Source organism: Streptomyces atratus (assembly GCF_900119365.1).
GTDB classification, from domain to species: domain Bacteria; phylum Actinomycetota; class Actinomycetes; order Streptomycetales; family Streptomycetaceae; genus Streptomyces; species Streptomyces atratus_B.
In genome coordinates this window covers 111,810-127,936 of the sequence record NZ_FPJO01000018.1, presented here as the reverse complement: position 1 = coordinate 127,936, position 16,127 = coordinate 111,810, and the positions used below count along the sequence as shown (strand labels likewise).

The 16,127-nt window shown below is 70.2% G+C and carries 16 protein-coding genes; 7 read left to right on the top strand and 9 right to left on the bottom strand.

Features of this window, described 5'->3' with window-relative positions:
• The first annotated feature begins 14 nt into the window (after positions 1–14).
• Complete coding sequence (locus BT364_RS26470) at positions 15–197, top strand: hypothetical protein (protein ID WP_072487728.1); 183 nt, start codon at positions 15–17, stop codon at positions 195–197.
• Between the two features lie 130 nt (positions 198–327).
• On the opposite strand, the gene BT364_RS26465 is transcribed toward BT364_RS26470, so the two are convergent.
• Together BT364_RS26465 and BT364_RS26460 are read right to left on the bottom strand one after the other, a co-directional pair.
• Positions 328–1,356, bottom strand: a complete 1,029-nt coding sequence (locus BT364_RS26465; RefSeq protein WP_072487727.1) for a hypothetical protein — start codon at positions 1,354–1,356, stop codon at positions 328–330.
• A gap of 96 nt (positions 1,357–1,452) precedes the next feature.
• Positions 1,453–1,725 (bottom strand): hypothetical protein, encoded by a 273-nt coding sequence (locus tag BT364_RS26460; protein ID WP_256260237.1) that lies wholly within the window; start codon positions 1,723–1,725, stop codon positions 1,453–1,455.
• A gap of 148 nt (positions 1,726–1,873) precedes the next feature.
• On the opposite strand from BT364_RS26460, the gene BT364_RS26455 reads away from it, so the two are divergent.
• On the top strand, positions 1,874–2,776 hold the full coding sequence (locus BT364_RS26455; RefSeq protein ID WP_072487725.1) for an oxygenase MpaB family protein: 903 nt from the start codon (positions 1,874–1,876) through the stop codon (positions 2,774–2,776).
• 24 nt (positions 2,777–2,800) lie between these two features.
• Here BT364_RS26455 and BT364_RS26450 read toward each other — a convergent pair whose 3' ends face one another.
• The 3 genes from BT364_RS26450 to tatA form a co-directional block, all read right to left on the bottom strand.
• Positions 2,801–3,400: a class I SAM-dependent methyltransferase gene (locus BT364_RS26450; RefSeq protein WP_072487724.1), complete on the bottom strand. Its 600-nt coding sequence runs from the start codon at positions 3,398–3,400 to the stop codon at positions 2,801–2,803.
• A 188-nt stretch (positions 3,401–3,588) separates the two neighbouring features.
• Positions 3,589–4,164: a TerD family protein gene (locus BT364_RS26445; protein ID WP_072487761.1), complete on the bottom strand. Its 576-nt coding sequence runs from the start codon at positions 4,162–4,164 to the stop codon at positions 3,589–3,591.
• 159 nt (positions 4,165–4,323) lie between these two features.
• A complete protein-coding gene (gene tatA / locus BT364_RS26440; RefSeq protein WP_072487723.1) occupies positions 4,324–4,512 on the bottom strand; it encodes a Sec-independent protein translocase subunit TatA in 189 nt (62 codons plus the stop codon).
• 192 nt (positions 4,513–4,704) lie between these two features.
• Between tatA and BT364_RS26435 the strand changes: the two genes are divergently transcribed.
• Entirely contained in the window at positions 4,705–6,207 is a 1,503-nt protein-coding gene (locus tag BT364_RS26435; protein ID WP_442759025.1) for an LCP family protein, read from the top strand.
• 28 nt (positions 6,208–6,235) lie between these two features.
• On the opposite strand, the gene BT364_RS26430 is transcribed toward BT364_RS26435, so the two are convergent.
• From BT364_RS26430 to BT364_RS26420, 3 genes are all read right to left on the bottom strand, one after another.
• Positions 6,236–6,784, bottom strand: a complete 549-nt coding sequence (locus BT364_RS26430) for a GNAT family N-acetyltransferase (protein ID WP_218172458.1) — start codon at positions 6,782–6,784, stop codon at positions 6,236–6,238.
• Positions 6,781–9,393, bottom strand: coding sequence for a magnesium-translocating P-type ATPase (gene mgtA / locus BT364_RS26425; RefSeq protein WP_256260232.1), 2,613 nt, complete (start codon positions 9,391–9,393; stop codon positions 6,781–6,783). Before mgtA ends, BT364_RS26430 begins: the two co-directional genes overlap by 4 nt.
• A 106-nt stretch (positions 9,394–9,499) precedes the next feature.
• Positions 9,500–9,865: an ArsR/SmtB family transcription factor gene (locus BT364_RS26420; protein ID WP_072487720.1), complete on the bottom strand. Its 366-nt coding sequence runs from the start codon at positions 9,863–9,865 to the stop codon at positions 9,500–9,502.
• 180 nt (positions 9,866–10,045) lie between these two features.
• Between BT364_RS26420 and BT364_RS26415 the strand changes: the two genes are divergently transcribed.
• The 3 genes from BT364_RS26415 (at position 10,046) to BT364_RS26405 (ending at position 12,233) form a co-directional block, all read left to right on the top strand.
• The gene (locus BT364_RS26415) at positions 10,046–10,459 is read left to right on the top strand and encodes a roadblock/LC7 domain-containing protein (protein ID WP_072487719.1); all 414 of its coding nucleotides are present in this window, start codon (positions 10,046–10,048) and stop codon (positions 10,457–10,459) included.
• Between the two features lie 151 nt (positions 10,460–10,610).
• Entirely contained in the window at positions 10,611–11,630 is a 1,020-nt protein-coding gene (locus tag BT364_RS26410) for a DUF6397 family protein (protein WP_143166555.1), read from the top strand.
• 114 nt (positions 11,631–11,744) lie between these two features.
• Entirely contained in the window at positions 11,745–12,233 is a 489-nt protein-coding gene (locus BT364_RS26405) for a GNAT family N-acetyltransferase (protein ID WP_072487717.1), read from the top strand.
• A 387-nt stretch (positions 12,234–12,620) separates the two neighbouring features.
• Here BT364_RS26405 and BT364_RS26400 read toward each other — a convergent pair whose 3' ends face one another.
• Positions 12,621–14,765, bottom strand: a complete 2,145-nt coding sequence (locus BT364_RS26400) for a SpoIIE family protein phosphatase (protein WP_072487716.1) — start codon at positions 14,763–14,765, stop codon at positions 12,621–12,623.
• 250 nt (positions 14,766–15,015) lie between these two features.
• Here BT364_RS26400 and BT364_RS26395 point away from each other — a divergent pair, with 250 nt between their 5' ends.
• The gene (locus BT364_RS26395) at positions 15,016–16,089 is read left to right on the top strand and encodes an enoyl-CoA hydratase/isomerase family protein (RefSeq protein ID WP_072487715.1); all 1,074 of its coding nucleotides are present in this window, start codon (positions 15,016–15,018) and stop codon (positions 16,087–16,089) included.
• The last annotated feature ends 38 nt before the right edge of the window (positions 16,090–16,127 follow it).

Genomic DNA, 16,127 nt, shown 5'->3' with positions numbered 1-16,127 from the left:
AGGAGGCATGGACGATGTCGAACAGTGCGAAGATCGCCATCGGGGGAGTGGTCGCAGCGGTCATCCTGATACCATTCATCGGTTTCTGGCTGTCGCTGCTGGTCCTGGTCGGCGTGCCTGTGATCGCGTATCTGATGCTGGACCCCGGCCAGCGGCGCAGGCTCCGCAGGATCACCCGCAAGGAAATAGGCCGCTGAGAGAGAGCCCAGCACCGCGCGGGACGGCGGCCGCGGTCCGCGACGGGCATGGGGGCGCGTGCGGGCCCGCAGGAGCGCCCGGACTTCGGGGCCCGACCGCCGGTGCGTCCGCCGAGCCCCGGAGCCGGGCTCAGGCCGGCCGTACCGCGAGCGCGTCCAGAGCCTTCAACAGCCCGGGCAGTTCGGTGCCGCGCCCGACCGGCAGCACCTCGCCCGGCTCCTCGTCCAGCAGGACGAACGCGATGTCGTCGGTCCGGGCCACCAGGGACCAGCCGGGGCCGTCGGCACGGAGCATGCGGGCGTCGCCCGTGGCGAAGGAGGACCGGACACGGCCGGGTGGCGGCGGGGCGTCGACGTAGTCCTGAGCCTGCGCGAGCGCCCGCCGCACACCGGGATGCACTCCGGAGGGTGCGTCCGCAGCCGGGGCCTCGGCATCGGTTCCGGCTTCGGTATTGGCCGCGGGCTCGTCCCCGGCTTCAGGCCCGGTCTCGACGTCCACCTCGACCTCAACCTCACCCTCTACCTCAGGTTGAGGTTCGGGCCCGGATTCGGCGACGGCCCCGGCCTCGGGCTCGGCTCCCAGCTCGGCCCCGGTGCCGGCAGGGTCCGTTCCGGCCGGGGTGGTGAAGGCCGTCGCGTCGTCGATCTGCTCGCGCCAGGCGGTCCACTGGTGCGCTATCTCGTCCGCTCCCATGCGCCGCTGGGCCGGCCCCCACGACTCCGTGTCGGGCGGTGCCAGCGGCGCCGGAGAAGTGCCCTCGGCCTCTGGGTCCGGCAGGGGATCGTGCGGCGCGGCCACGCCCGGAGCGGCGACCGCCACGGGGAGGGGCCAGCCGGGCAGCGCGCAGACCACCGAGCGGTCGTCGGGGGAGAGGTCGTACTCCATCCCGCAGTCCCAGGCCGCGATCGCGACGGCGACCAGCGACACGTCCTCGACGACGACGGTCCACCGCGCACCGCTGCCGTCCTGGCCGAGGATCAGCCCGTATCCCTCGGCGTACGGTTCGACGGCGAGCGCCGCGCACGCGGCCGGGTAGTCGTCCCCGAGGACGCTGGGGAACTGTGCCGGTGTCAGCAGCACCGCGGTCAGCACATACAGTGCGTCGTCGTCGGCGACTGTGTCGTTCGGCGCGGCCACGGCACCCTCCTCGTCCGTCATCGTTTTCCGTCGGCGCACCTTAACGAGTGAGTAACCCACTCGTCGAGGCCCTGACAAGGGAAGACATCAGCGCCCTGGGACGGCGGACGGCACTGCTCAATCGGCGGGGAGACCGAGCAGCGTACGGGCCACTGTCTGCGGCGACTCGCCGCGCTCGCGGGCCAGCGCGATGACGGCCCGGCAGGCCAGCTCACTGACGCCGAAGGAGAGTGCCTCGGGAGACACCCAGCCGCTCGCCTCGTCGATCCGCGCCTGATCCTCCTCCACGGACGCCGAGACGAAGGTGGCGGCCGCCTCGAAGAGGTTGTGCTGCTTGCGCCGGTCCTCCTTGGAGGGCGCCGCGGACCGGTCCCCCTTGCGGTCGGGGATGACAGCCTTACGCAGGCTGCCGATTATGTCGATCACGGGGACCGCCTTCCCGAGAAGCTGTGGGTGTGTGACGTGCCGGTACCTACTTGTGGTGTTCCCCGCCGACGTAGAGTTGGACCTTCGGCCGATACAAAGGGGGGCGAGTGCGGTGAAGCGGTACGACCGGCTGAAGGAGATTCAGCGCCTCGATCCGGAGCGGGACTTCCTTCGAATCTACCGGATCACGGCCACCTACGAGTTCCCCTGGGACATCACCCGCGCTCTTGAACTGGCCCTCTACCGCACCTATGCCGTTCCCGGCATCGGCCGGCTCCTCGCACAGACCGCCGAACTGACGGATCGTTCTCAGAAGCGCTACGACGACACCGCACTGCTCCTCGACACGGTCCTGGAGCACGGCTTCGACAGCGACTCCGGGTGTACGGCCCTGCGCCGGATCAACCAGATGCACCGCAGCTACGACATCACCAATGACGACATGCGCTATGTCCTGTGCACCTTCGTCGTCACCCCGAAGCGTTGGCTCGACAGCTACGGCTGGCGCCGGCTCTCCGACCACGAACTGCGGGCCTGCGCCGCCTACTACCGGACCCTGGGCGCGCACATGGGCATCAAGGAACTGCCGCGGACGTACGAGGACTTCGAGCGGACCCTCGACACCTACGAGGCCGAGCACTTCGGCTGGGACGAAGGAGGACGCCGCGTCTCCGACGCCACCCTGGACCTGATGGGCTCCTGGTATCCGGGCCCCCTGGCCCCCGTCGCGCGCAAGGTCGCCCTCGCGCTGCTCGACGATTCCCTGCTGCGGGCCTTCCGGTATGAACGTCCCGGCCCGGTGGCCCGCGGTTTCACGCACGGCGCTCTGCGGCTGAGGGCGCGGGCGGTGCGGCTCCTGCCGCCGCGTTCCACCCCGCACTACGCCCGGCAGAACCCGGAGATCAAGGGATATCCGGATGGCTACGAGGTCTCCGCGCTGGGGACGTTCCCGGTCCCGGGCGTCCGCGGTTGTCCGGTCCCGCACCACCGGCGCCCCGGGACGCCGGTGGAGTGAGCACGAAGGCGCGGGGCGGGCGGGTCAGGACGTACGTACGGCAAGGGCGAGCAAGCGGTCGTCCTCATCGGTGTACGCATCGAGCCGCCAGCCCGAACGTGCCAGCAATGGGCGGAGGTTGTCCTCTGCCCGCAGATCGTCGTCGGTGATCCGGCGGCCGTGGCGGGCTGCCAGGGCGGCCCGCCCGATGGGGTGGAAGAGCACCAGCCGTCCGCCAGGCCGGACCACCCGTGCCAGCTCCGCCAGGTCGGGACCGGGGTGCGACAGATGGGAGATCAGCCCGGCCGCGAAGACCGCGTCGAGCACCCGCGACCGCAGGGGCAGCCGGGCGACATCGGCGAGGAGCAGCGTCCCCTCGCGGTCACGCCCCGCCCGTACCGCAGCCTCCAGCATCGCCGGTGTCAGGTCCAGACCCAGGACCGCGCCCTGCGGACCGACGGCCGCCCGCAGCGCGGGAAGCGCCCGCCCCGTACCGCAGCCGGCGTCGAGCACCGTGTCCCCCGGGCGCAGCGAGAGAGAGTCCGCGGCGGCTTCGTAGGCGGGTCCGTCGTCGGGGAAGCGGGTGTCCCAGTCCGCCGCGCGCGCTGTGAAGAAGTCCTGGACATGCGTGTGGTCGTCGGCCATGCGGACATGATCCCGCACGAAGCACCGGTCAGCAGGCTCGCTGTTGGGCACCACGAGGCGATCAACGGCTCGCGGGCACTCCAAGGCGTGTCCGCGAAATCCGCCCGGCCCGCGCGGGCCCCGACTCCCCCTCCGTTCCTTCGGAGCGGGAGTCGGGGCCCGCGCCAGTTGCGCGTGGGGAATTCCCGTCAGACGTTCACGCCGTAGTCGGACGCGATTCCGGCCAGGCCCGAGGCGTAACCCTGGCCGACCGCGCGGAACTTCCACTCCGCACCGTGCCGGTACAGCTCGCCGAAGACCATGGCGGTCTCCGTCGAGGCGTCCTCACTGAGGTCGTATCGGGCCAGCTCGACGTTGTTGGCACGGTTCACCACGCGGATGAACGCGTTGCGGACCTGGCCGAAGCTCTGCCCGCGGCTCTGTGCGTCGTGAATGGAGACGGGGAAAACGATCTTGGCCACATCCGCCGGGACCGCCGACAGGTCCACATTGATGGACTCGTCGTCGCCTTCGCCCTCACCGGTCAGGTTGTCGCCGGTGTGCTGAACCGAACCGTCCGGGCTCGTGAGGTTGTTGTAGAAGACGAAGTGCAGGTCGGAGAGGACCTTGCCCGCGTCCGAGCACAGCAGCGCGCTCGCGTCCAGGTCGTGGTCCGCGCCCGTCGTCGTCCGTACGTCCCAGCCCAGGCCGACCGTCACTGCGGTCAGGCCGGGTGCCTCCTTCGACAAGGAGACGTTGCCGCCCTTGGCCAGGGTCACACCCATGAAACATCCTCCATTGATCCAGTGGTCCAGCGATTCGGTGAACGGCGCCGCTTCGGCCGTCACCAGGCCAACGACGGCGTCGTGACCATGGTTCCCATGCTTGCGCAAGCCTTGAAGTGAACGTCCGTTAGGCGTGCCGTACGTTGGTGGGCCGGGGCCCTAGGTGTGTGGGTCGGTACGGGGCTTCTGCGCATCGGTCTCCTTCATGGCCTTCGCCTCACTCTTCAGGATCCGCATGGATTTGCCCAGGGCTCGGGCCGTGTCCGGCAGTTTCTTCGAGCCGAACAGTGCGATTACCACGATCGCCAGGATCAACAGGTGCCAGGGTTCGAGACCGTTGCGCAACATGTGTGTCCCGCCCTTCCTTTCGGTGCTTTGGCCGGATTTTCCGCTCGGAGTTCGCGAATGGTGCGTCAGGCTGACTATGGGCAGGTCCGATGATCCACTCGAACATCAATACTTGCTACATTGCGCAACTGTACAACCATGGGGTGACGGAACACGTCTTCCCCCATGGAAAACGGACGGACGGGGTGGCCGATGACGGGAAGTCGCACAGCGGGAGCAGGCAGGGGAGGGGGCGTCCGCCTGCGGCGGGCCGCCATGTTCGGGCTGTCGTTCCTCGTTCTGCTGGTCGCCGGCGTCGGGTGGGGTTACCTCAAACTCGGCGGCAGCATCGACACCTTCAGCGCGGACGGGATCTCCGGCGACCGGCCGCCCGGTTCCTCGCAGGGGCAGAACGTCCTGGTCATCGGATCGGACTCACGCTCGGGCGACAACAGTAAACTCGGCGGCGGCACGGGCGCGGTGGGGCGTTCCGACACCGCGTTCCTCCTCCATGTGTACGGAGACCACGAGCACGCCGTCGCCGTGTCGATTCCGCGTGACGCGCTGGTCGACATCCCGGCCTGCAAGGGGCCCGACGGCAAGTGGACGGCGCCGCAGCACGACGTGATGTTCAACGGGGCGTTCTCGGTGGGGGAGACCGCCGAGGGAAACCCGGCCTGCACCCAGAACACCGTCGAGCATCTCACCGGCCTGCGCGTGGACCACACCGTCGTCATCGACTTCGCCGGTTTCTCCGCACTGACCTCGGCCGTCGGCGGCGTACCGGTGTGTCTGCCCCAGGACATCTATCAGCGCGACCTCAGCCCGAAGCGGCTCACCCGAGGGGCCATGATCTTCGCGAAGGGCCCGCAGACCGTCTCCGGGCAGCGGGCGCTCGACTATGTCCGGCTGCGGCACGGCATCGGGGACGGATCGGACATAGGGCGTATCAAGCGGCAGCAGGCCTTCGTCGCCGCCCTCATCAAGAAGGTCAAGTCCCAGGGGTTGAACCCCACCACGCTGCTGCCGCTGGCCAATGCGGCCACGGACGCGATGACCGTCGACCCCGGACTCGGATCGGCCGACCGGCTGCTGTCGTTCGCCATGTCGATGAAGAAGATCGACCTGCACAACACCAAGTTCGTCACCGTCCCCTGGCGTTACGAGGGCCCACGCGTGGCGATCGTCGAGCCGGACGCCGACGCGCTCTGGGCCTCGCTGAAGGCCGACCGTACGGTCGACGGCAAGGACGCCAGTGGCAAGCGATCGGGCAAGTCCTCGGACAAGGGCGAAGGGAAGGACGGCGGCCCGGCGTCACCCACGGCGGACGTGCCGGTCTCCGGCGAGGGAATCACGATCGCCGTCTACAACGGGACCACGGTCAGGGGGCTCGCCGCCCAGGCCGCCGAACTCCTGCGCTCCCGGGACTTCACCGTCACCACCACGGCCACGGCGAGCCGCCAGGACCACACCTCGACCGTCATCGAATACGGGCCGGGACTGCGGGACGAGGCGGAGACCACCGCCCGGCTCTTCGCCGGGGCACGAACGGTGGCGTCCGGCACGGCCGGGATACAGGTGATCCTGGGCAGTTCCTACGCGCAGAACCCGTCGGCCGAACCCGAGACATCGACCCCCTCCACCGTTCCGTCCACCGTCGCCGACGAGGCCCGGTCGGCCGACGACGACCCGTGCGCGGACCTCTCGTACGGCTGACCGGCCACCGGGGCCGGGGGAACGGCTCTCAGTTCGGCGTCCCGACGGTCCGGAGCTGCAGCGCCGGGTGACGGGGCGCCGCGAAGCCGTACGACTCGTACAACGCGGCCCCGTCCTCGGTGGCGTTCAGATTCACCACCGTGACCCCGGCCTCCTCGCGGAACCAGCCGAGCAGGGCGTCGAGGCAGAACCGGGCATGACCGAGACGGCGCCGGCGGGGGTCGGTGCTGACGTTGGAGACGTGCCCCTGCAGTCCGCTCAGGTTCGCCGGGCCGGGGGCATGCGCGTCGCAGGTCCCGACCGCACTGGAGACGACGCCGAGCGTGGGATCGTCGACCAGGAACGCGGCGAACGGGCCGGGGTGGCGCAGCCGCTCGGTGAACCACTGGGCGGAGGCCGCCCGCCACGGCGCATCGGGGCCGCCCGTCTCCACCCCCATCTCGGCCATCATCAGCCCCCGCAGCCGTACCAACGCGGGTACGTCGTCGGGCGTGGCACGGCGGGCACGCACCAACTGCCCGTCACCGGCGCCGGTACTCGGGCCGGACTCCGGACGGTGGAGGCGCGACGGGATCACGAGTGGCTCCACTTCTGCTCGTAGCAGGTGCGGGCCGCCCGCAAGCCGTATGCGTACAGGGCCAGTACCGTCGCCAGCAACAGGTAATAGAGCGGTGGCAGCGCGCTCATGCCCAGCAACCCGCCGACCGGGGTGAGCGGCAGCAGCAGGCCGGCCACCGCGAGACCGCACGCGGCCACCCGCAACGGGCCGCCGCTGCGACCACCGGCAACACGTCCGCCGACGAGGTCTCCGCCGGTGCGGAGGAGCAGCATCACCAGGGCCTGGGTGAGCAGGTTCTCGGTGAACCATCCGGAGTGGAAGGCCTCCTGCCCGCCCGATGTCGCAGAACCGTGCAGGGCGAAGGCCAGTACGGCGAACGTCGCCAGGTCGGCGGTGGCGTTCAGCACGCCGAAGCCCGTGATGAAGCGGAGGAAGTCGCGCGGGCGCAGCACCGTCGGCCAGCGCAGCACCTCGCACGCGGGCCGGTCGAAGGCGAAGGCCAACTGCGCCACGTCGAAGCAGAGGTTCTGCACCAGGACCTGCGCCGGAAGCATCGGCAGGAACGGCAGCATGAGTCCCGCCGCGAGCATCGCGATGACGTTGCCGAGGTTCGAGGAGAGCGTGATCCGCAGATACGTGGCGATGTTCCCGCTGCAGTGCCGGCCCGCGGTGATCGCATCATCGATGGCGGCCAGGTCCTTCTCGGCGAGCACCACGTCCGCGGTCTCCCGCGCCACGTCGACCGCGTTGCGCGGGCAGATGCCGATGTCCGCCGCGTGCATCGCGGGCAGATCGTTGACCCCGTCACCGAGGAACCCGGTGGTCCGACCTGCGGTGCGCAGCGCGGAGACGATCCGTGCCTTGTGTTCCGGCGTGCAGTGGGCGAAGACCGTGACCCGGTCGGCGGCCTCCGCCAGCACCCCGTCCGACATTGCGTCGATCCGCTCCGCCGGCATGACCTCGCCCGGATCTAGGCCGAGGTCCCGGCAGGCACGGGCGACGGTGCCCGGATCGTCCCCGGTGAGGACCTTGACGGCGATGCCCCGGTCCTTCAAAGCGCCCAGCGCATCGGCCGCGCTCGGTGTGAGTGCGTCCCGCAGTGCGACGAAACCGAGGAACGTCAGCCCCCTTTCGTCGGCCTCGGTGTACGCACGCGGCCGGGCCGGCTGTTCGGTACGGGCCACGGCGAGCAGTCGCAGACCGCTCGCGGTCTCCCGGGCGGCGAGGGCGTTCAGCCGAATCCGTTCGGCCTCGTCCAGCGCGCACCGTGCGAGCACCGCGTCGACCGCTCCCTTGGTCACGAGCGTATGGACGCCGAGCCGCCCGGGACGGCGGACGACCGCGGTGGCGATGCGGCGCACCGGATCGAATGGCATCACGGCGACGCCGTCGTACGCGGAGTGCGTCTCCTCCCGCTCGTCGGCCGCGTCCAGGACCGCCTCGTCGAGTGCGTCGGGGGCGGGCAGATCGGCGAGCTCCAGCGTGCACAGGGCGTTGACCGCGGCCCAGCGGAGTGCCTCGGGACCGGACCGGCCCGACGCGTCCAGCGAACGCTCGACGACCGGCCGGTCCTGGGTGAGGGTTCCGGTCTTGTCCACGCACAGCACATCGATCGCACCGAGGTCGTGCAGCGCGGGCAGTCGCTTGACGATGACCCCGTGGTTCCTGGCGAGCAGCGAAGCGCCCCTGGCCAGCACCGTCGTGACGATCACCGGCAGCATCTCCGGAGTCAGCCCGACGGCCACCGCGACGGCGAACGGCAGCGTCTCCAGCCCCCGGCCGCGCAGCGCGGCGTTGGCCATGAGCACCAGGGGTGGGGTGAGCAGCATGAAGCGGATCAGGGTCCAGGAGATCCCGTGGACCGAACGGTCGAAGGCGCTCGCGCCGCGTCGGCGCGCCGAACCGTCGTACGCGGCGGCGAACCTGGTCTCGGCACCCGTCGCCGTCACCACCGCCGTACCGCTGCCGGACGCCACGCTGCTGCCCTGGAAGCACAGCTCCGGCCGGGCGAACAGCCCTTCCTGTTCGTTGCACGCGGTATCGGCGGCGCGGGGCCGTGACGGAGTGTCGACGGGGTGCTTGGGGACCGGTGCGGACTCGCCGGTGAGCGCCGACTGATGAACGGTCAGTCCGCTCGCCCGCAGCAGCCGCAGATCGGCGGGTACGAGATCACCGGGACCGAGCCGGATCACATCGCCCGGCACCAGCTCCCCGACCGGCAGCTCACGGGCCTGCGGCGCGGCATCCGGTCCTGACCGGCGCAGTACGGTCGCGGTGGTCGATACCAGCTCGCGCAGTGCGGCCGTGGACCGGTCCGCCCGGTGCTCCTCCGCCGAGCGCAGCAGACAGCTGACGACCACGAGCACCGATGTCACGGACGCCGTGCCCCATGACGCCACCGCCGCCGAGACCAGGCCCAGACACAGGAGCACCGAGGTGAAGGGGTCACGCAGACTTCGCAGGAATCGGCGGGGCCAGGAGACCGGACGCCAGGTCGGCAGTGTGTTCTCGCCGAACCGCGTCAGCCGTTCCCCGGCCTGCTCCTCCAGCAGTCCGCGCGGTCCGCTGTCCAGCGAGCGGAGAACCTGGAGGGAGGTCGGTGCGGAGACCGTGGAGGCGGCAGTCATGTCATCGGGGGCGGAGGCCCGGGCGGCCGACACGCCCGCCATCGGCACGACGACGGCGGGCGGGCCATCGGGGTCGGTGCTGCCGGGACCTGCGGCGGCACTGCTCTCAGGCGCCGAGCCCACGGAGGCGCGCGGGTTGTGCGGGGGCGTGTCCGGCGCGCTCCGCGAGCTGGCCGACCATCAGCCGGACGACGGTGACCACATCGGGATCGTCGACCAGATACACCTGGCGGCGCCCTTCGCGGCGGGACCGTACGAGACCTGCCAGCTTGAGTTTCGTCAGGTGCTGGCTGACCGAGGGAAGCGTGCCGCCCACCCGGTCCGCGAGTCCGGTCACATCGCTCTCGCCCTGGGACAGGGCCCACACGATGTGCAGCCGCGCAGGCGTCGCCAGCAGGCCGAAGGCCGCTGCGGCCTGGGCCAGTACCTCGGCGGGCGGATCCTCGAAACCGCCGTCGGCAGCTGTCGACACTCTTGCTCTCCCTGTCCGCGTGGCTCGATTCCTCGCACCCGGAGTACTCAGTGTAGGCGTCGGCCTTCCACGGGTCCGGACCAAGCCACATGACGGAGGAGTGCTTGCCCCTGCGTGACGTGTGCGCAAGGCTTACGGCAACGGGGCACGGGGAACGCATGAGCGGGGAGGAGCGGGGAAATGGCGCTGGACAGGGGACTCGACTGGCTCCTTGACGACCTCACGAAGAGGGTCGAGCACATACGGCATGCCTTGGTGCTGTCGAACGACGGCCTGGTGACGGGGGCGAGTACGGGTCTGGCCCGTGAGGACGCCGAGCATCTCGCAGCGGTCTCGTCCGGGCTGCACAGCCTGGCCCGTGGGTCGGGACGCCACTTCCGGGCCGGGAAGGCCCGGCAGACCATGGTGGAATTCGACGAGGCACTGCTCTTTGTGACGGCGGCGGGGGACGGCAGCTGTCTGTGCGTGCTGAGCGAGGCCGAGGCGGACGTCGGCCAGGTCGCCTACGAGATGACGCTGCTGGTCAACAGGGTCGGTGAGCATCTGGGCGTCGCCGCGCGGCAGACGGCGGGCGAAGACGCCGACCGCGCCTGACCTGGAGCGTCCGACCGCGTCTGAGCCGGGCACGTCCGCTCCGACCCGCGGCTGGTCCGGTCGCGGAAGTTATCCACAGGCCGGTCGGGCGGAATCTCTTCCGGGCTACGGTACTCACAGAGAGTAACCGAGTCTCACGGGGGAGAACGTCATGAGTGTTGCTGAAGACGTGTGCACGGAGACCACCGGCGCGAATGCGGCGGGCATGGCGGTCGCGGGCACGATGGCGGCGGGCACGGCGGCCCAGGAACTCCAGCTGAAGCGTGGTGAGTTCGCGATCGCCGTGCATCTGGGGCTGATCCGCCTGACGGTGCGACGGGGCGGCGGAAGGCCGAGGGTCGGCTGCGAGGAGGTCGACCGGCTCCGGTCGCAGGACGGGTTCCCGAAGGCATTGCGGGACAGGGTGCGCACGGTAGGGACGGCACAGGGGGCTCAGCAGCTCGGGATCAGCCCGGACCGCTTCACCAAGCTCGCCCGCGCGGGATGCCTCGTGCCGATCACGTTCTACCTCAACCGGTACCGGGCGATCGTCTGGCTCTATCTCGCCGACGAGCTCGCAGGGTTCGCCGCCCGGGAATCCCGGCTCCTCGCCGGGAGGAGTCCGGCCTGGCTGCGTGGCCGCTTGGAGGGCGGCGCCGACTGCCGGGCGCGCAACTGGCGCTCGCGCCGGGTCGAACGGCTGCTGAGCCTCACGGAGGATCCCTGGGCCCGCGTGGCCGTACTCGCGGACACCCTGGATCCGGTGCAATTGGCGGAGGTGGTCGACGATCCGTACGAACGCGCGTACCTCGCCAGGATCCGGCCCGAGCAGGCCTTCGGACCGACCGGGCCGCCATTGGCGCGAGAGACCATGGCCCACCTGATGCGGGCCGACGAACCGGATGAGATGCTGTGGCGGCGAGTGAGCCTGATCACCGAGTTGGACAACGCCCGGGAGGTCCGATCGGCCCCGCGTCCGGGCGGCGAATGGCCCGCCTTCCCGCGCCGCGGGAACGAGTACGCGCCCGAGCCGCATCCTCGCCCTGAGGCCGAACCCGTTCCGGCCGCAGCATCCGTCCCCGGTCCGCAACCCGCGCTTGGGCTGTTGGCCCGGATCGGTCTGCGCAGGCGCACATCCAGGACCGCGGCTCATCGGCAATCCGGGCCGGGGCGCGCGCCCTTCGGCGCCTGACGAGGAGGGCGCCCCAGGCCTCAGACAATGGGCGCCAGGCCGCCGGAGGGAGGGCCAACTCGCGGCCGGATAAAGAACTCGCACAGGAAGGACGGCACCGGCATTCTGTCTCCCATGCTGATCAGGGAAGCCACCACCGAGGACTGGCCCGCCATCTGGCCGTTCTTCCATGAAATCGTTGCCGCGGGCGAGACCTTCACCTACCCCCTCGATCTGACCGAGGAGAATGCCCGCTCCTGGTGGCTCCTCGAGTCGCCCAACCGGACGGTCGTCGCGGTCGACGGCGACGGGGTGATCGTCGGCACGGCCAAGATGAACAACAACCACATGGGAAATGGCTCGCACATCGCCAGTGCCAGTTACATGGTCGACCCCAAGCAAGCGGGGCAGGGCGTCGGCCGGGCCCTGTGCGAGTACACCCTGGAATGGGCTCGCGCGTCGGGGTTCAGGGCGATGCAGTTCAACGCGGTGGTGGAGACCAACATCCATGCCGTCAAGCTCTACCGCTCGCTCGGTTTCGAGGTCCTGGGAACGCTGCCGGAAGGATTCAACCACCCGGAACACGGGTTTGTCGGGCTGCACATCATGCACTGCCGTCTCTGACAACGCGTCCGAAGGCCTTTCCGCAGACCCCCCTTGCGCCAACCGCACCAGCGGTGGCGGTTCTGCGCCACCGCTCGCGCGGTCCCAGTCTCCACGCCGTGTCCGCCATGACTGAACTGGTGGTGATGTGTGGGTAGTTGTGGCAATCGGTGCTTCATGAGGCGGGTGCGCGCGGTGTCGGCAGGGGCAGTACTCTGCGCCCCACCGCCATTCGGGCGACGAAACATATGCGGAGGAAGATTTCATGACCATACCCAGGAGATCGTTGCGTGCTGCGGGGACGCTCGCGGCCGCTGCGGTTCGGTGGTCCTGACACGGGCTGTGCCGGGACCACCGGTCGAGGTGGTGCCGCCCACACCTGGTGCGTGGGGTGGCGCGTCCCTCCCCTCAGGAGTGCCGGCACCCCTGTTTCGCGGCCGGCGGGGGAGTGGCGGCGGACGGCGTCGAGGGCCCGATCTCGCACCAGACCGCCTTGCCCTCGCCACGAGGTTCGATGCCCCAGCGGGTGGCGACGGCATCCAGCAGCAGCAGACCCCGCCCCGATGTCGCGGTCTCGCCCGGGCTGCGACGCCGCGGCCAGGCACTGGAGCGGTCCTGCACGGACAGACGGACCCGCCGCACGGGCTCCGGCAGCACCTCCAGGGTGAGGACCGCGCCCCCTTCCGTGTGCAGCAGGACGTTCACCAGCAGCTCCCCGGTCACCAGCTCGGCATCGTCCGCGAGTTCGGCCATCTCCCAGTCGGTGAGGGCCTGACGCACGATGGTCCGGGCGTCGGACAGCCCCTCCGGATCTGCCTGGTGGATGTACTGGTGCAACCGCGGGGCCCGCGGTGACCCGGGGTCCGGGCTGCGCCGAAGGACCAGGAGTGCCACGTCGTCCCCCGAGCCCCAACGCTCCCAGAGACGCTCCGACAGATGGTCGGCCAGGGCATGGGCGCTCGCCGGACCCGCGCTCACCTCGTTGATCAGCGTCTGCACGCCCGCGTCGATATCGGCCCCCGGCTCTTCCACCAGTCCATCGGTGTACAGGACGAGCGTCTCGCCCGGCACCAGATCCAGACGGGTCTCCGGGAACTCCTCGTCCAGGAAGTCGGTCGAGATGCCCAGCGGCAGGCCGCCCCGCACCTGCGGGCTGCCGACCCGCCCGTCGATATGCCGGATCAGCGGGCCGAAATGCCCGGCCCGCACCACGCGCACGGTCCCCGAAGCGAGATCGACCTGGGCGTACGCACAGGTCGCGAAGCGGTCCGTGTCCAGTTCGGCGAGGAAGCGCGAAGCCCGCGCCAACACCGTCGAAGGAGGATGCCCCTCGGCGGCGTACGCGCGCAGGGCTATGCGCAACTGACCCATGATGGCGGCCGCGTGCGTGTCATGGCCCTGCACGTCGCCGACCACGATCCCGAACCGGTTCTTGGGCAGGCCGATCACGTCGTACCAGTCACCGCCGACCTGGCGACCGCTCCAGGCTGCGTGGTAGCGCACGGCGATCTCGCCGCCCTCGATCTCCTGGATCCGCCGCGGCAGCATCGCCGACTGGAGGCCGGTGGCGAATTCACGCTCCTCGTCGAAGAGCTTCGCGCGCTGGACGGACTGCGCCACGATGGCGGCCAGGCCCAGACACAGATTGCGCTCATCCGCGTTGAAGGTCGTGTTCTCGCGGTAGAAGAGCGCCAGGGTGCCCAGGGAACGCGCCTGGGCGACGAGGGGCAGATAGGCGGCGGACCGGAACTTCAGCCGGTCGGCATAGGGGGCCAGCACGGGGTAGCGACGGGTGAGCGCCGGGACCGAGGTCAGGAACCGGGGCCGGCCGCTGAGAACGGTGTCCGCCAGCGGGAACCGCCGGTCCAGCCCCGCTTCCCCGAGCGCGTCGATCGCCTCCACCGAGTCGCCGCTCAGCGCGATGGCGCTCAGCGTCGTGTTCTCGACCAGACCGAGCGAGAGGCCGTCCGCCCCGAGCCGGGCAAGGCCACCCGGTCCGGTGAGCGCGGCGGTCACGTCGTCGACGGTCACCGCGCGTGACAGCGCACTCGTTGTGCGTTCAACGATGCTGGTCTGTCGCTGCCGCCGTTTTTCCAGATCGAGCACGAAGGCCGAATGGGTGACTTCCGCGGTGGCGTCCTGTACCACCCCGATGATTCGGTGCGCCCTGCCGCCCTCGCTGCGCAGTATGCGTGCCTGGATGTGGGTCCACTGGTCCCTGCCGTCGTCCATCGGCACCCGGAAGTGGACACTGTACGAACTGCGTCCACTCTCGATCGCCTCGTCGATCGCCACATCGAGACGGGTCCGTTCCGACGGTTCGAGTCGGCCCAGCACGGTCTCGGGCCGCGAATCGAAGGTCTGCGGGTTCAGACCGAACACCAGCAGCCCGGCGTCGTCCATGTCGAGCGTCCCGGCCTCCACATCCCACTCGAAGCTGCCCGTCCGATTCATGGCAAGGCGCTGAGCCGTCGTGTTCTCGCCGTTGTGCGTCTTCTCGATCAGCAGGCGTGGCGGGACGGATGTGCTCGGTTGCTGGTCGTGATCGGTCATTCCTGCTCCGGAGGTCGCCGGGCGGGGCTGCCGGACGGCGCGGCCCGAACTGGGTCACTCAATTGTCGGACCGGTTCCGGCAGCCTGCACAGCGGGCACCCGGAAAATTCCGGCCGGAAAGCCGGAAAGCCGGACCGGCAGGACCCGGGGCCCCTGCCGTCCCGGCATGGACCCCGCCCCGGAGAATGGCAGCGGAAGATCGTCCGCGATCGGCGGTCGATACGGCACAGGGGCTGACCGGAGCGCATTCATGAACCACGAAGATCCCGTTCTGCTGCACACCGAGGGACGTGTCCGGCACATCATCCTCAACCGTCCACGCGCCCTGAACGCGCTGAATCACGCCATGGTGGCCCGCGTCGCCGAAGCACTCGCCGACGCCGAGCTCGACGACTCCGTCACCGCGGTCCTGATCACCGGGGCGGGCGAGCGGGGTCTCTGCGCGGGCGGCGACATCCGGTCGATCTACGAGGACGCCCGGGCCGGCGGCTCCACGTCGATGGACTTCTGGCGCGACGAGTACCGGCTCAACGCCGGCATCGCCCGATTCCCCAAGCCCTACGTCGCGATCATGGACGGCATCGTGATGGGCGGCGGCGTCGGCGTCTCGGCCCACGGCGACATCCGTGTCGTCACCGAACGCTCGCGCATCGCCATGCCCGAGACCGGAATCGGATTCGTCCCCGACATCGGTGGCACGTATCTGCTCGCTGCGGCGCCCGGTGAGCTCGGGACCCATCTGGCGCTCACCGCGGACGCCGTCGGCGCGGGTGACGCGCTGCTGTGCGGGCTCGCCGACCACTTCGTACCGTCGCAGCGCCTCGCCGAACTCACCGCTGCCCTCGCCGGATGCGACACGGCTGTCGGCATCGAGGAGACGGTCCGGCGGCACGCCGCACCCGCGCCGGACGGTGAACTGGCCGCGCACCGTGAGTGGATCGACTCCTGCTACCGGGCGGACTCGGTCGAGGAGATCGTCGACCGGCTCGACAGCATCGGCGTCCCCGCCGCCAAGCAGGCCGCCGAGACCATCCTCACCAAGTCGCCCACCGCGCTCAAGGTGACCCTGTCCGCGCTGCGCAGGGCGCGTGGGCTCGGCACTCTGGAGGCGGTGCTCGACCAGGAGTACCGGACCTCGTGCACCGCCTTCACTGGGCCCGATCTGGTGGAAGGCGTGCGCGCCCAGATCATCGACAAGGACCGCAACCCGCAGTGGAGCCCGGCGACCCTCGCCGAAGTCACCGAGGCCGACGTGGCACGCTTCTTCGCTCCGCTGGGCGACCGCGAACTCGGCCTGGCCGCCGTTCCCGGGACGGCGGCCTGAGACGGACGGACACACATCGGACAGACCGAGCTGCGGAG

Coding starts and splice junctions, on each gene's coding strand:
- BT364_RS26470 (WP_072487728.1), top strand. CDS start 15: ATGTCGAACAGTGCGAAGATCGCCATCGGGGGAGTGGTCGCAGCGGTC.
- BT364_RS26465 (WP_072487727.1), bottom strand. CDS start 1,356: ATGACGGACGAGGAGGGTGCCGTGGCCGCGCCGAACGACACAGTCGCC.
- BT364_RS26450 (WP_072487724.1), bottom strand. CDS start 3,400: ATGGCCGACGACCACACGCATGTCCAGGACTTCTTCACAGCGCGCGCG.
- BT364_RS26445 (WP_072487761.1), bottom strand. CDS start 4,164: ATGGGTGTGACCCTGGCCAAGGGCGGCAACGTCTCCTTGTCGAAGGAG.
- tatA (WP_072487723.1), bottom strand. CDS start 4,512: ATGTTGCGCAACGGTCTCGAACCCTGGCACCTGTTGATCCTGGCGATC.
- BT364_RS26435 (WP_442759025.1), top strand. CDS start 4,705: ATGACGGGAAGTCGCACAGCGGGAGCAGGCAGGGGAGGGGGCGTCCGC.
- mgtA (WP_256260232.1), bottom strand. CDS start 9,393: ATGACTGCCGCCTCCACGGTCTCCGCACCGACCTCCCTCCAGGTTCTC.
- BT364_RS26415 (WP_072487719.1), top strand. CDS start 10,046: ATGGCGCTGGACAGGGGACTCGACTGGCTCCTTGACGACCTCACGAAG.
- BT364_RS26410 (WP_143166555.1), top strand. CDS start 10,611: ATGAGTGTTGCTGAAGACGTGTGCACGGAGACCACCGGCGCGAATGCG.
- BT364_RS26405 (WP_072487717.1), top strand. CDS start 11,745: ATGCTGATCAGGGAAGCCACCACCGAGGACTGGCCCGCCATCTGGCCG.
- BT364_RS26400 (WP_072487716.1), bottom strand. CDS start 14,765: ATGACCGATCACGACCAGCAACCGAGCACATCCGTCCCGCCACGCCTG.
- BT364_RS26395 (WP_072487715.1), top strand. CDS start 15,016: ATGAACCACGAAGATCCCGTTCTGCTGCACACCGAGGGACGTGTCCGG.